The sequence below is a fragment of the Delftia sp. ZNC0008 genome, assembly GCF_000799035.1.
GTDB classification, from domain to species: Bacteria; Pseudomonadota; Gammaproteobacteria; order Burkholderiales; family Burkholderiaceae_C; genus Comamonas; species Comamonas tsuruhatensis.
The window spans coordinates 1-13,129 of the sequence record NZ_JTKZ01000285.1 but is presented as its reverse complement, the minus strand read 5'-3'; the positions used below and the strand labels follow the sequence as shown (position 1 = coordinate 13,129).

The 13,129-nt window shown below is 68.5% G+C and carries 14 protein-coding genes and 1 pseudogene; 9 read left to right on the top strand and 6 right to left on the bottom strand.

Going from position 1 to position 13,129, the window contains the following annotated elements; genetic code table 11:
* From L995_RS09545 to L995_RS09535, 3 genes are all read right to left on the bottom strand, one after another.
* Nucleotides 1-1,195, bottom strand: a 1,195-nt coding sequence (locus L995_RS09545) for a methyl-accepting chemotaxis protein (RefSeq protein ID WP_231574400.1), incomplete at its 3' end; no start/stop codon positions are given.
* Nucleotides 1,196-1,375: 180 nt separating this feature from the next.
* Nucleotides 1,376-1,903 carry an inorganic diphosphatase gene (gene ppa, locus L995_RS09540; RefSeq protein ID WP_013801496.1) on the bottom strand — a complete coding sequence of 176 codons (528 nt, stop codon included), beginning with the start codon at nt 1,901-1,903 and terminating at the stop codon, nt 1,376-1,378.
* A gap of 147 nt (nt 1,904-2,050) precedes the next feature.
* The gene (locus L995_RS09535; RefSeq protein WP_016451358.1) at nt 2,051-2,593 is read right to left on the bottom strand and encodes an Mpo1 family 2-hydroxy fatty acid dioxygenase; all 543 of its coding nucleotides are present in this window, start codon (nt 2,591-2,593) and stop codon (nt 2,051-2,053) included.
* Nucleotides 2,594-2,655: 62 nt separating this feature from the next.
* On the opposite strand from L995_RS09535, the gene L995_RS09530 reads away from it, so the two are divergent.
* The 9 genes from L995_RS09530 to L995_RS09490 all read left to right on the top strand — a co-directional run bounded on the left by L995_RS09530 (nt 2,656) and on the right by L995_RS09490 (nt 10,925).
* Nucleotides 2,656-3,495: a Crp/Fnr family transcriptional regulator gene (locus L995_RS09530; protein WP_047471225.1), complete on the top strand. Its 840-nt coding sequence runs from the start codon at nt 2,656-2,658 to the stop codon at nt 3,493-3,495.
* Nucleotides 3,496-3,556: 61 nt separating this feature from the next.
* A complete protein-coding gene (locus tag L995_RS09525) occupies nt 3,557-4,990 on the top strand; it encodes an aldehyde dehydrogenase family protein (RefSeq protein ID WP_016447428.1) in 1,434 nt (477 codons plus the stop codon).
* Between the two features lie 73 nt (nt 4,991-5,063).
* Nucleotides 5,064-5,663 (top strand): DUF2889 domain-containing protein, encoded by a 600-nt coding sequence (locus tag L995_RS09520; RefSeq protein ID WP_016447429.1) that lies wholly within the window; start codon nt 5,064-5,066, stop codon nt 5,661-5,663.
* Between the two features lie 24 nt (nt 5,664-5,687).
* Nucleotides 5,688-6,473 carry an SDR family oxidoreductase gene (locus tag L995_RS09515; RefSeq protein ID WP_016447430.1) on the top strand — a complete coding sequence of 262 codons (786 nt, stop codon included), beginning with the start codon at nt 5,688-5,690 and terminating at the stop codon, nt 6,471-6,473.
* A gap of 65 nt (nt 6,474-6,538) precedes the next feature.
* A complete protein-coding gene (gene moaA / locus L995_RS09510; RefSeq protein ID WP_016447431.1) occupies nt 6,539-7,675 on the top strand; it encodes a GTP 3',8-cyclase MoaA in 1,137 nt (378 codons plus the stop codon).
* A 62-nt stretch (nt 7,676-7,737) separates the two neighbouring features.
* The gene (gene mobA, locus L995_RS09505; protein ID WP_047471223.1) at nt 7,738-8,433 is read left to right on the top strand and encodes a molybdenum cofactor guanylyltransferase MobA; all 696 of its coding nucleotides are present in this window, start codon (nt 7,738-7,740) and stop codon (nt 8,431-8,433) included.
* Nucleotides 8,434-8,462: 29 nt separating this feature from the next.
* On the top strand, nt 8,463-9,800 hold the full coding sequence (moeA, locus tag L995_RS09500) for a molybdopterin molybdotransferase MoeA (RefSeq protein WP_047326770.1): 1,338 nt from the start codon (nt 8,463-8,465) through the stop codon (nt 9,798-9,800).
* Nucleotides 9,801-9,814: 14 nt separating this feature from the next.
* Nucleotides 9,815-10,147 (top strand): thioredoxin family protein, encoded by a 333-nt coding sequence (locus L995_RS09495; RefSeq protein WP_034365530.1) that lies wholly within the window; start codon nt 9,815-9,817, stop codon nt 10,145-10,147.
* Nucleotides 10,148-10,193: 46 nt separating this feature from the next.
* Complete coding sequence (locus tag L995_RS09490) at nt 10,194-10,925, top strand: TetR/AcrR family transcriptional regulator (RefSeq protein WP_231574399.1); 732 nt, start codon at nt 10,194-10,196, stop codon at nt 10,923-10,925.
* A 47-nt stretch (nt 10,926-10,972) separates the two neighbouring features.
* On the opposite strand, the gene L995_RS09485 is transcribed toward L995_RS09490, so the two are convergent.
* The 3 genes and pseudogenes from L995_RS09485 to L995_RS09475 all read right to left on the bottom strand — a co-directional run.
* Nucleotides 10,973-11,950 (bottom strand): Bug family tripartite tricarboxylate transporter substrate binding protein, encoded by a 978-nt coding sequence (locus L995_RS09485; RefSeq protein ID WP_026062757.1) that lies wholly within the window; start codon nt 11,948-11,950, stop codon nt 10,973-10,975.
* A 54-nt stretch (nt 11,951-12,004) separates the two neighbouring features.
* Entirely contained in the window at nt 12,005-12,826 is an 822-nt protein-coding gene (locus tag L995_RS09480; protein WP_016451352.1) for a TauD/TfdA dioxygenase family protein, read from the bottom strand.
* Between the two features lie 41 nt (nt 12,827-12,867).
* A pseudogene (locus L995_RS09475) lies at nt 12,868-13,129 on the bottom strand (xanthine dehydrogenase family protein molybdopterin-binding subunit); the annotation flags it as partial.

Below are 13,129 nucleotides of genomic sequence, written 5' to 3'. Positions count from 1 at the left end.
CCTGCTCGCCAGCGCGGGCCGCCTCCACGGCGGCGTTCAGCGCCAGGATATTGGTCTGGAAGGCAATGCCGTCGATCACGCCGATGATGTCGGCGATCTGGCGGCTGCTGTCGTTGATGCCCTTCATGGTGTCCACCACCTGGGCCACAACCTCGCCGCCACGCGCGGCAATGCCCGAGGCGGAGGCGGCCATCTGGTTGGCCTGGCGCGCGTTGTCCGCGTTCTGGCGCACGGTGGCGCCCAGCTGCTCCATGGAGGCTGCGGTTTCCTCCAGAGCACTGGCCTGGCTTTCGGTGCGCGCCGACAGGTCCGCATTGCCCTGGGCGATCTCGCCAGCGGCCAGCGCCACGCCGTGCGCATTGCCGCGCACATCGCCCACCAGCTCGGCGAGCTTGCGGCGCATGTCCTCCTGTGCGTTGATGAGCTGGCCCATTTCATCCAGGCGCCGGCTGGTGACCGGCTTTTCCAGATGGCCGGCCGCCACATTGCGCGCCACGGCCACGGCCTGGGCCACCGGGCCGGTGACCGCACGCGTGATGGCCCAGCCCACCAGGGCCGCAATCGCCACCACCGCGGCCAGCGTGCCCAGCACCCAGATGCGGGCCAGGTCAAAGCCTGCCTGCGCCTGCTGCCGCGCCTGCTCGCCCGCTTCGCGCTGCAGGGTCAGCAGGCGGCCGGCGCTTTCGGCCAGCTTGCCGAACTGCGCCTCGGACTCGCCGGCGAACATCAACCCCATCTCGTCGGCCATGAAGGCCTGCTCCTCGGTGGTGGAATAGTTGCCGGCGCGCGCACGCTCCAGCAATCGCGCATGCATGGCCAGGAACTGTTGCTTGAAGCCGAGGTAGTCGTCGAAGGCCGCGCGCAAGGCCTGCTGGTCGATCAGCGAACGCAGGGCCGTCTCATGCTCGCCAATGGTCTGCAGCCGGTCCTGCACCTGCTTGGCAAAGCCATCGACCTCGGCCAGGCTGCGCGCGGAGGCAATGCCGGCCTCGTGGCGGCGCAGGCGGTTGTATTCGGATCGCATGGCGCCCGCATGGAACATGCTGGGCAGGGCCACATCCGACAAATGCAATGCGTTGCGGTGCATCTGCGCCAGTTGCAACCAGGCTACCGCCCCCAGAACCGCCGAGAACAGGACCATGATGAGGAATCCCATGCCCAGCTTCGTGCCCATGCGCCAATCTGCCACCTTCATTTGCTCGCTCCCGGGCCGATGTCCCCATCAGCGCCTGATTGATCTGTCCAAACCCTGATCCATGACAAAACAAAAAACGCACCCGGCGCCTAGGCACCGGGTGCGTTTCAAATTGTATCAACTGCGAAGCGGGCATTTACCTCAGCGCAGTTGAGACTCCCTCGACGGGAGTGAAAGGGATCAGCCCTTGTAGTTGGCGATGCCGTCCACGACTTCCTTCTTGGCCTCGTCCACGCCCTTCCAGCCCAGAACCTTGACCCACTTGCCCTTTTCCAGGTCCTTGTAGTGCTCGAAGAAATGCTGGATCTGCTTGAGGGTGATCTCGTGGATGTCTTCCAGCGTGTTGATCTTGTCGTAGGCGGGCAGCAGCTTTTGCGTGGGCACGGCCAGGACCTTGCCATCCACGCCGGACTCGTCTTCCATGAGCAGGATGCCGATGGGGCGGCAGGCCACGACCACGCCCGGGGGCAGCGGGAAGGGCGTCATCACCAGCACGTCCACCGGATCGCCGTCGCCGGACAGCGTCTGGGGCACATAGCCGTAGTTGGCCGGGTAGTGCATGGCCGTGCCCATGAAGCGGTCCACGAAGACGGCGCCGCTTTCCTTGTCCACTTCGTACTTGATGGGATCGGAGTTGGCCGAGATCTCGATCACGACGTTGAAGGATTCAGGAGCGTTCTTGCCCGGTGTGACTTTGTCGAAAGACATGATGGATAAGCAGAGTTGAAACGAAAGAGCCCCCGCAGGGGATAGCAGCGTGATTTTAGGCGCAGGCACACGCCCCCACGGATGGCTCCGCAGGAACGCCCGCCATGCTAAGGGCGCAAGCCTGCGCCAAGCTTGCAGCGCCCGGTCTCAGGCGTGTGCCCCGCCCGCGCGCCGGCGCACGGGGCCGCTGCGCTGCTCCACCGCATGCTGCACTTCGCGGCGCAGGCCCAGTGCAAAGCCCAGCTCGGCCAGCACGAACAGGGGTCCGATGACCAGGCCCAGGATGTCGTCCAGGAAGGCTGGCTTGCGGCCCTCGTAGTAGTGACCCACGAACTGGATCACCCAGCCCACGGCAAAGATGCCCAGCCCCCATCCCAGCCAAGCCCCCAACGGCAGCATGGCGATGGGCTGTGCCAAGGCCAGCATCAGGGCAAGCACCACAGCCATGGCAATGCCGTAGCGCAGGTCCAGCAAACAGTAGTAGATGCCTGCCGCCAGCGCCGCCAGCAAGGCCAGGCTCAGCGGCAGGGCAGGCAGGCCGTCGCCCAATGGCATCGCCCATTGCAGACGTGCCAGCAGGATCACCACGGCCCACATGATCAGCGGCACGCCAAAGAAGTGCGTGAGGATGTTGCGTGGATCACGGTGATAGTCCGCGTACTGGGACAGTTGGTCGATGAGGGTTTTCATAGGCTGCACCGGCAGTGGATGTTGCGCAACCATGGTGGTGTCATCAAGGATTGGCGTCTGTCATGGATCCGACACAAGCCTCATCGCACACCTCGGGCTTACCCGCACCGGCAGCTCCGGCAGCCACGGCAACTGTCGCCGCCACGCGCGGCGTACGGCGCCGCTCAGTGGCCGGTCCACCGGGCATGGCCGATCTCTGGGCCACCGTCGAGGCAGGCCGCTGGTTCCACGCCCTGCCGCCAGAGCTGGCCGCGCAGCTCAAGGCACTGGCCCAGCCCCGCACGCTGGCAGCAGGCGACTGGCTGTTTCGCCGGGGCGACCCGCCCTGCGGGCTGTACGCGGTGGCGCGTGGCGCCCTCAGCATCTCGGGCACGGCCGCCTGCGGCGAGCAGGCCCGCACGGCGCTGCTGGCCCTGGTGGAGCCGCCGATGTGGCTGGGAGAGATTGCCCTGTTCGATGGCGCACAACGCACGCACGACGCCCAGGCCGCCACGGCCTGCATCGTGCTTCACGTGCCCCAGGCACCGCTGATGGAGTGGCTGGCCGCCCACCCCGGACACTGGCAAGCGCTGGCGTTGCTGCTGACGGACAAGCTGCGCGTGTGCCTGGTGGCGCTGGAAGAGCACACGCTGCTGCCGGCCCCCCAGCGCCTGGCGCGGCGCCTGGTGCGCATGGCCGAAGGCTTTGACCAGTGGCAGCCCGACGGCCAGGGCCGCCAGCGCTGGCGGCGCGAGCTGGATGTGTCCCAGGAGCAGCTGGCGCGCATGCTGGGCCTGTCACGCCAGACCACCAACCAGATCCTGCAGGAGCTGCAACTGGCCGGCTGCCTGCAGTTGCGGCGCGGCAAGATGGAGGTGCTGGACCGCCAAGGCCTGCGCGACGCGGGCTGGCCTGCGCAGTAGGCAGGCGCGCTGCAACGCCCGGGACTGGACAAGCGTCCCGGGCGCCCCACAATCGGGCTCCATGCAATACCACCACATCGGCAATGCGTCCGTGCCTACGGAATCGGGACGCACGATCCCCGTGCTGGACCCGTCGGACGGGCAGGCTTTCGACGAGCTCCAACGCGGCTCGCCCCAGGACATCGACCTGGCCGTGCGCTCTGCGCGCGAATGCCAGGACAGCGTCTGGAGCAAGCTCTCGGCCGCCGAACGCGGGCGCCTGCTGATGCGCCTGTCGGGCAGCGTGCTGCAGCATGCCGATGAACTCACGGCCATCGAGCAGCGCGACTGCGGCAAGCCCACGCGCCAGGCCCGCGCCGATGCGCTGGCGCTGGCGCGCTACTTCGAGTTCTATGCAGGCGCCTGCGACAAGCTGCACGGCGAGACCCTGCCCTACCAGCAAGGCTACAGCGCCCTGACCTGGCGCGAACCCCACGGAGTGACCGGCCATATCGTCCCCTGGAACTATCCCATGCAAATCCTGGGCCGCAGCGTGGGCGCGGCGCTGGCCGCGGGCAATACCTGCGTGGTCAAGCCCTCGGAAGACGCCTGCCTGTCCGTGCTGCGCGTGGCGCGGCTGGCCACCGAGGTCGGCTTTCCGGCAGGCGCCTTCAACGTGGTCACCGGCCTGGGGCACGAGGTGGGCGAGGCCCTGGCGCGCCATCCCGGCGTAGACCACCTGAGCTTCACGGGCAGCCCCGGCGTGGGCACGCTGATACAGCAGGCGGCTGCCGAGCGCCATTGCCCCGTCACGCTGGAGCTGGGCGGCAAGAGCCCGCAGATCGTGTTCGCGGATGCGGATCTGGACGCCGCCGTGCCGGCCATCGTCAACGCCATCGTGCAGAACGCCGGCCAGACCTGCTCGGCAGGCTCGCGCGTGCTGATCGACTCGCTGATCTACGAGCCGCTGCTCGAACGCCTGGGCCAGGCCTTCGAGGCGCTGCGCGTGGGTCCGGCCGCCATGGACCTGGACCTGGGTCCGCTGATCCGCGCCAGCCAGCAGCAGCGTGTCTGGGATTTCCTGTCCGACGCCCAGGTGGCAGGCATTGCCGTGGTGGCGCAGGGCCAGATCGTGGAGCATGCGCCCGACAGCGGCTTCTACCAGGCGCCCACCCTGCTGCGCGACGTGCCACCCGAGCACCGGCTGGCGCAGGAAGAGATCTTCGGCCCCGTGCTCTGCGCCATGCCCTTCCATGACGAGGACCATGCCGTGCAACTGGCCAACGGCACGGCCTACGGCCTGGTGGCCGGCCTGTGGACCCGTGACGGCGCGCGCCAGCTGCGCCTGGCGCGGCGCCTGCGCTGCGGCCAGGTCTTCGTCAACAACTACGGGGCGGGTGGCGGCGTGGAGCTGCCCTTCGGCGGCGTCAAGTCCAGCGGCCATGGCCGCGAAAAGGGCTTCGAGGCGCTCTATGGCTTCACCACGCTGAAGACCGTCGCCATACGGCATGGCTGATCCTGGCGCATGACGGAAAATCGCAAGGTGCCCGGCGCCAGCCGGCCGCACGCGACAGAAAGAAGAATTCCCCATGCCCTTGTCTCCCGTTCCCGACCGCACGCCCCAGCATGAACGCGACGTGCGCTACCGCAGCTACGCCCGCGCCGATGGCCTCTGGGACATCGAAGGCGAGCTGCGCGACAGCAAGACCCATGACATCGAACTGAGCGGCGGCCGCCACATGCCGGCCGGCACGGCCATACACCACATGTGGATACGCACCACGGTCGATGCCCGCCTGGCGGTGCAGGCCATCGAGGTCGTCATGGACTCCCATCCGCTGGGCCACTGCCCCGAGGCCACGCGGGCCCTGCAGAAAATGGTCGGCTGCAGCATGGCGCGCGGATGGCGCAAGGCCATCAACGAGAACCTGGGCGGCGTGGCCAGCTGCACGCATCTGCGCGAGCTGCTGTTCAACATGGCCACGGCCGCCTTCCAGTCCGTACCCGGCGTCTTTGGCGATGCCGACCCCAGCCAGCCACCACGCCACCTGGGCCAGTGCCTGGGCTGGGACTTCAATGGCCCCGGCGTGGCGCGCTATTACCCGCAGTTCGTGGGCTGGCAGCCCGGCACAGGCGGCGTGGCCCCGACCCCGGCGACCACCGCCACCACCGAAACCCAGGGGGCCTGACCCCCGACCGAGGAGCAAAGCCCGATGCGTGTCCAGGACAAATCCATCATCGTCACAGGCGCCGGCAGCGGCATAGGAGCCGGCATCGCCATGCGGCTGGCCGCCGAAGGCGCGCATATCGTCGTCAACGACATCGACCGCGAGGCCGGCACGCGCGTGGCACAGGCCATCAACGCCGTGGGCGGCCGCGCGCTCTATGTGCAGGCGGACATGACGCAGGGCGAACAGGTCAAGGCCCTGGTGGCCGCCACGCTGCAGGCCCACGGCCGGCTCGATGTCTTCGTCAACAACGCGGGCTGGACGCACCGCAACCGTCCCATGCTCGAAGTCAGCGAGGCCGAGTTCGACCGGGTCTATGCCATCAACGTCAAGAGCATTTATCTCTCGGCCATCCACGGCGTGCCGGCCATGCGCGCCAATCCGCCGATGGCCGATGGCCGCCCCGGCGGCGGCAGCTTCATCAACATCGCCTCCACGGCAGGCCTGCGCCCGCGCCCGGGGCTGACCTGGTACAACGGCTCCAAGGGCGCCGTCATCGTGACCAGCAAGTCCATGGCTGCGGAACTGGGCCCGGAGAACATCCGCGTCAACTGCATCAACCCCGTCTTCAACCCCGACACCGGCCTGGCCGCCGAGTTTGCCGGCGGCCCCGTGGACGAGGAGCGCCGCGCGCGCTTTCGGGCGACGATTCCGCTGGGCCGCTTTTCCACGGCGCTGGACGTGGCCAATGCCGCGCTGTATCTGGCCAGCGACGAGGCGGCCTTCATCAGCGGCACCTGCATCGAGGTGGATGGAGCGCGCTGCGTCTAGACGCAGATCAAGATCTGCAGGCTTGCGCAGAGCCTGGACATAGGCATTCGGGCAAAATCGCGGGCATGGCAGAACGAGTGATCCCCCTGGTCGACGAGCGCGCCCCCACGCGCCCGGCCACCGTGCCAAGACTGCTGCAGGCGCCCACCGGCGATCTGCGTGACAGGCTTGGCCGGCCGCTGCGCGACCTGCGCATCAGCATCACCGACCGCTGCAACTTCCGCTGCAGCTACTGCATGCCCAAGGAAGTCTTCGACAAGAACTACCGCTACCTGCCGCACGGCTCGCTGCTGAGCTTCGAGGAGATCACGCGCACGGCCCGCCTGTTCGTGCAGCATGGCGTGCGCAAGATCCGCCTGACCGGCGGCGAGCCGCTGCTGCGCAAGAACGTGGAAACGCTGGTGGAGCAGCTGTCTGCCCTGCGCACGCCCGACGGCCATCCGCTGGACCTGACGCTGACCACCAACGGCTCGCTGCTGGCGCGCAAGGCCCGGGCGCTCAAGGCGGCCGGCCTGAACCGCGTCACCGTCAGCCTGGACGGGCTGGACGACGCGGTGTTCCGCAGCATGAACGACGTGGACTTCCCGGTCTCCGACGTGCTGGCCGGCATCGAGGCGGCCCAGGCGGCAGGCCTGGGCAACATCAAGGTCAACATGGTGGTCAAGCGCGGCACCAACGAGGACCAGATCCTGCCCATGGCGCGCCACTTCCAGGGCACGGGCGTGACCTTGCGCTTCATCGAATACATGGACGTGGGCGCGACCAACGGCTGGCGCATGAACGAGGTCCTGCCCTCCGACGAAGTCATCGCCCGGCTGCGCGCCGAGCTGCCCCTGGTGCCGCTGCAGGCCAGCAGCCTGGGCGAGACCGCCGTGCGCTGGGGATATGCCGATGCGCAGGGCCTGCACGATCCCTCGCTGGGCGAGGTCGGCGTGATCAGCAGCGTCACCCACGCCTTTTGCGGCGACTGCAACCGTGCGCGCCTGTCCACCGAGGGCCGGCTGTACCTGTGCCTGTTCGCCTCCGAAGGCTGGGACCTGCGCAGCCTGCTGCGCAGCGGCGCCAGCGACGAGGAAGTGGCAGCCGCGCTGGCCCCCATCTGGCAGCAGCGCACCGACCGCTATTCCGAACTGCGCGCCAGCCTGCCGTCCAGCACGGACACGCAGCGCAGGCGCATAGAGATGAGCTACATCGGCGGCTGAGCCCGCGCGTCGCGCGCGGCTCCCTTTCCCTTTCCCCTCGGTTTCTCCATCACAAGCCACACATGCCCGTTTCCTCCCTGCCCGACACCCTGCCCTTGAGCGACATCACGGGCTGCGTGCTGGCAGGCGGGCGCGGCATGCGCATGGGCGGCATCGACAAGGGCCTGCAGCCCTTTCTGGGCCAGCCGCTGGCGGGCCACGCGCTGGACCGCCTTGCGCCCCAGGTCGGGCATCTGATGCTCAACGCCAATCGCCATGCCGAGGCCTATGCGCAACTGGGCGCCCCCTATGGCGCCCCGGTCTGGCCCGATGCCGAACCCGACTACCCCGGCCCGCTGGCCGGCTTTCTGAGCGGCCTCACCCATTGCCAGACACCCTGGCTGGTCTGCGTGCCCTGCGACACGCCGCTGTTCCCCCTGGACCTTGTACAGCGGCTCGCGCAGGCTGCGCTGGCGCAGCAGCCTGCGGCCGACATCGTCGTCGCCCATGGCTGGGAACGCTCGCTTGATACAGATCAATCCAGGCTGCGTGCCCAGCCCGTGTTCTGCCTGATGCGGTCATCGCTGCGTGATAGCCTGCAGTCCTTCATACGTTCGGGCGGCCGCAAGATCGATGCCTGGACGGGCCAGCACCGCTGCGCCACCGCCCTCTTCGATCGCGCGGACGACAGCCCGCTGGCCTTTGCCAACGCCAACACGCAGCAGGAGCTGCAGGCCCTGGCGCAGGCCGCGGCCTGTGTGCCCGTGACGCCGCCGTGACCGGCCTTGCCCCACCGGATTCCGTTCTGATGACCGCCACCTTCCAGCCCGCCTCCGCCCCCATCGCCTCCGCCCAGGACCTGAGCGTTGATCAGGCACTGTCCCAACTGGCCAGCCTGCTGCAGCCCCTGGGCCCGGTGGCGGATGTGGAAACACTGGCGCTGGCCGACGCGCTGGACCGCATGCTGGCCGAAGACATCGTCTCCCCCATCGACGTGCCCGCACATGACAACGCCGCCATGGATGGCTATGCCTTCGACGGCAGCCAGCTGCAGGCCGGCGCCCCGCTGGTGCTGCGCGTGGTCGGCCAGGCCCTGGCCGGCAAGCCCTGGCATGGCACGGTGCGGGCGGGCGAGTGCATCAAGATCATGACGGGCGCCGTGCTGCCGCCCGGTCTGGACACGGTGATCGCGCACGAACGCACCGAGCCCGCCGATGCGGCCTCGCCCGACCATGTACGCATCCCCGCCGGCAGCGTGCGCACCGGAGACAACCGCCGCAGGCGCGGCGAGGATCTGAGCCAGGGCTGCGTGGCGCTGGCGGCGGGCCAGCGCCTGCATCCGGCGGCCCTGGGCCTGATCGCCAGCCTGGGCCAGTCTCAGGTGCATGTTCGCAGGCGGCTGCGCGTGGCCTATTTCTCCACGGGCGATGAAATCCTGCACCCCGGCACGGCGCTGCGCGAAGGGGCGGTCTACGACAGCAACCGCTTCAGCCTCATCGGCCTGCTGCAGCGCATGGGCGTCAAGGTGCTGGACCTGGGCGTGGTGGCCGACCAGCCCGAAGCCTTGCAGGAGCGCCTGCGCGAAGCCGCCTCCCTGGCCGACGTGGTGCTGACCAGCGGCGGCATCAGTGCGGGCGAGGCCGACCATACGCGCGCCATGCTGCAACGCATGGGCAGCGTTCATTTCTGGCGACTGGCCATGCGGCCCGGCCGGCCGCTGGCCGTGGGCCTGTTGCAGCCCGATGCGGGCACGCCATTTGCCGCCAGCCGGCCACCGGCACGCACCACGGTACTGATCGGCCTGCCCGGCAATCCCGTGGCTGCCATGGTGAGCTTTCTGGTCTTTGTACGGCCGGCGCTGCTGCAACTCATGGGCGCCGCCGCCGTGGACGGTGAATCGGCCGCCCTGCCCCAGGCTGTGGCTGCGCAGGCCCTGTCCAAGCGGCCCGGCCGCACCGAGTACCAGCGCGGCATTCTGTCCAAGGGCGCCGATGGCCGCTGCATGGTGCGCACCACGGGGCCGCAGGGCTCGGGCGTACTCAGTTCCATGGCCGAGGCCGACTGCCTCATCGTGCTCGAACATGAGCGCGCTGCCGTGCAAGCCGGCGAAACCGTGTCCATCCTGCCGCTGCAGGCCTTTCCCTGACAGGAGATTGCCCCATGCCCTTCCAGTCCAAGCACCTGACCGACGCCCCCGATCGCAGCACCGTCGATACGCTGCCCGGCGCTACCTTGCTGGAGTTCGGCACCGCCTGGTGCGGCCACTGCCAGCGCGCGCAACCGCTGATTGCCCAGGCGCTGGATGCCGCCCCGCAGGTGGCCCACATCAAGGTGGAAGACGGCCCCGGCAGGGCCCTGGGACGCAGCTACCGCGTCAAGCTCTGGCCCACCCTGGTCTTTCTGCGTGACGGGCAGGAGGTGCAAAGGCTGGTGCGGCCCCAGCAGGCCCGCGAGATCGAGGACGCGCTGGCCCGCATCACCGCCCAACCCTGACACTTGCGGCGCAGCCGCTGCCTGTGTATCGCCGACAATGGCCCGCATGCCGTCCCAAAAGAAGCCTGCCGATTCCGCGCCCAAGAAGCCCCGCCGCACCAGCGGCCGCCCGCTGGCTGACGATGCCGTCGGCCGGGACATCATCCTGCAGACCACGGTCAACCTGCTCAAGACCCGCACGCCGGAGCAACTGAGCATTCTGGAAATCGCGGCGGCGGCTGGCGTCACGCGAGCGCTGGTGCGCTACTACTTCAGCAGCCTCAAGGGACTGCTGCAGGAAGTGACGGAGTCCCTGATGCGCGAGTTGCAAAACCGCATGGAAGTGGCGCTCAGGACGCAGGGCACGGTGGAAGAGCGCGTCTACCAGCGCCTGCTGCTGCGGCTGGATTTCATGCGCGAGCACCCGCAGTTCGAGCGGCTGGCGCTGTCCGAGATCTACCACTATGAAAGCGAAGAAGATCCGCCGCCCTCGGGCACGCCGCTGCAGCGCATCACGCGGCGCGGGCTGGAGCTGACCTCGACCATGCTGATGGACGGAGCGCAGGCCAGCCACCCGGCACAGGTGGACCCGCGCTTCATCCACCTGGCCATCCTCAGCATTTCGGCCTTCCTGCCCACGGCACGGCCGCTGCTGGCCGAACTGTTCGGGGAAGGGCCGCAGGCAGACCAGCAGGTCGAGCACTATCTGCGCTTCATGTCCCACCTGCTGGCCGAGCGCATCAGGCAGGATGCGCCGGCGCAAGACCACCCACCACACCCGGGCCACCACCCGGATTGACTTGCGCCGGCGCCCGCTGCTCCCTCCTTTCGTCCGGTGCGCTGCCCTCAGTCGGACTGTATGCCCAGCTCCTTGACCAGCCGCCCGAAGCGCTCGAAGTCGCTGGCGTTGGTCTTGCCCAGGCGCTGCGGCGGGCCGCCCACAGGGACGGTTCCCAGCGTGGCCATGCGTGCCACCACGTCGGGCATCTTGAGGACCTCGTTCAGGTGCGTATTCAGCAGCCTGACCACGTCGGCAGGCATGTTCCTGGGGCCGAACAGGCCGTACCAGGCGGTCAGCTCCACGTCCTTGTAGCCCAGCTCGGCCAGCGTGGGCACGTCGGGCGCCAGCGGCGAGCGCTGGGCGTCGGCCACGGCCAGCGCCACGAGCTTGCCGCCGGGCAGGTAGGGCGCGATGGAGCCCAGCGTGCTGTAGGTGAAGGGCACATGGCCGCCCACCACGTCCGTGACCGCAGGCGCCACCCCCTTGTAGGGGATGGACTCGAAGCGGGCGCCCGTGGCGCGCCGGACCATCTCGCCCAGAAAGTGCATGGGCGAGCCATTGCCCGGGGTGGCGTAGCCCAGCGAACGGCCCTGGCTCGCGGATACGGCCTCCTTGAGCGTGCGCACGCCCGCGCCGGGTCCGGCGACAAGGAACAGCGATGTGGAGCCGACCTCGATCACGGGCGTGAATCCGTTGAGCACGTCATATCCGTGGCCTGCGCCCAGCTTGAGCACCAGCTGGGCCATGGCAAAGGTATTGGGCGCCAGCAGCAGCGTATAGCCATCGGCCGGCGCCTTGGCCACATAGCTGCTGCCGATGGTGCCGCTGGCGCCTGCGCGGTTGTCCACAAGCACCGACTGTCCGATGCGGGCCGACAGCTTCTCGCCCAGCAGGCGCGCCAGCGCATCGGTGTCACCGCCTGCGGGATAGGCCACGACGATGGTGACGGGCTTGTGGGGATAGGCCTGCGCCTGGGCAGGACCGGCCAGCAGGGCCATGGCCAGGGCCATGCCTAGGGCAAGCGTTTTGCGTTTCGCTTTCATGGGATGGGCTTTCATCGTGGGTTTTGTCATTTTCAGCAAAGGCCGGGGCCGGGCTCACGCCTGGCGTATCGCCACGCGGTGCATGCGCCGCGCCGCGGGGTGGTAGTCGTTGACCGCGTAATGCTGGGTGGCCAGGTTGTCCCAGATGGCCACCGAGCCCTTGCGCCAGCGAAAGCGCACCTGCCATTCAGGCACCTTGGCCAGGCCGCTGAGCATGGCGATCAGCGCCGCGCTCTCGTCGCTGGTCACACCCTCGATGTGCGTGGTGTAGAGCGAGTTCACAAAGGCCACGGGCAGGCAGGTCACCGGGTGCACCAGGACCACGGGCTGCTCCAGCGGCGGATGCTTGAGGCGCGTGGCCCGATAGGCCTCGCCCGAGGGATCGCGGCGCATCAGGCTTTGCCTCAGGGCCGGCGCCTCCCAGTTGTGGGTGGCGCGCAGCGTGCGCAGATAGGCCTGCAGCTCGGGCGCCAGCGAGGCGAAGGCCGTGGTCATGCTGGCCCACATGGTGTCGCCGCCCGTGGGCGGCACGTCCACGGCGTAGAGGCAGGCACCGGCGGGCGGCTTGGTCTGCCAGGTCAGGTCGGCATGCCAGATGTCGGTGCCGGTGCGCGTGCCCTGGCTGATCAGCAGCTCGACATGCGGATCGTCCGGGTGCGAGGGAAAGGTGGAGGACACGGGCTCGACCTTGCCGAACACCTGGGCCACGCGCACCTGCTGCGCAGGGTCTAGCGTCTGGTCGCGGAAGAAGATGACCTGGCGCTCGGCCAGCAGCTTGCGCAGCGCGTCCGCATGGTCATGCACCTGCGCCGGGTCCGAGAGATCGATGCCGTATATCTCCGATCCTATGCACGGGGTGATGTGTTCGACTTGCATGAAATTCCTTTTCTCAAAAAAAGCCGGGGTTGGGGTGGTGATCAGGTGGACGCGATGTCCTGCGGCAGCGGCATGGAGCGGAACCGGCGGCCCGTGGCATGGAACATGGCCGTGGCCACGGCAGGCGCCGTGGGGCCCAGGGCCACTTCGCCGCAGCCCTGGGGCGGCCGGTCGCTTTCGACCAGGACCACCTCCACGCGGGGCATTTCGGACAGTTGCAGCAGCGGGTAGTCGTGGAAGTTGCTTTGCTGTACCGCGCCCTTGTCGAAGTCCAGCCGGCTCTTGAAGGTGTTGGTCAGCGCA

Bases quoted from the DNA above. Each gene is read 5' to 3' on its own strand.
- moaA (WP_016447431.1), top strand. From the start codon at position 6,539: ATGGCAGAACGAGTGATCCCCCTGGTCGACGAGCGCGCCCCCACGCGC.
- L995_RS09525 (WP_016447428.1), top strand. From the start codon at position 3,557: ATGCAATACCACCACATCGGCAATGCGTCCGTGCCTACGGAATCGGGA.
- L995_RS09520 (WP_016447429.1), top strand. From the start codon at position 5,064: ATGCCCTTGTCTCCCGTTCCCGACCGCACGCCCCAGCATGAACGCGAC.
- L995_RS09480 (WP_016451352.1), bottom strand. From the start codon at position 12,826: ATGCAAGTCGAACACATCACCCCGTGCATAGGATCGGAGATATACGGC.
- moeA (WP_047326770.1), top strand. From the start codon at position 8,463: ATGACCGCCACCTTCCAGCCCGCCTCCGCCCCCATCGCCTCCGCCCAG.
- L995_RS09515 (WP_016447430.1), top strand. From the start codon at position 5,688: ATGCGTGTCCAGGACAAATCCATCATCGTCACAGGCGCCGGCAGCGGC.
- L995_RS09485 (WP_026062757.1), bottom strand. From the start codon at position 11,950: ATGAAAGCGAAACGCAAAACGCTTGCCCTAGGCATGGCCCTGGCCATG.
- L995_RS09530 (WP_047471225.1), top strand. From the start codon at position 2,656: ATGGATCCGACACAAGCCTCATCGCACACCTCGGGCTTACCCGCACCG.
- ppa (WP_013801496.1), bottom strand. From the start codon at position 1,903: ATGTCTTTCGACAAAGTCACACCGGGCAAGAACGCTCCTGAATCCTTC.
- L995_RS09495 (WP_034365530.1), top strand. From the start codon at position 9,815: ATGCCCTTCCAGTCCAAGCACCTGACCGACGCCCCCGATCGCAGCACC.
- mobA (WP_047471223.1), top strand. From the start codon at position 7,738: ATGCCCGTTTCCTCCCTGCCCGACACCCTGCCCTTGAGCGACATCACG.
- L995_RS09490 (WP_231574399.1), top strand. From the start codon at position 10,194: ATGCCGTCCCAAAAGAAGCCTGCCGATTCCGCGCCCAAGAAGCCCCGC.
- L995_RS09535 (WP_016451358.1), bottom strand. From the start codon at position 2,593: ATGAAAACCCTCATCGACCAACTGTCCCAGTACGCGGACTATCACCGT.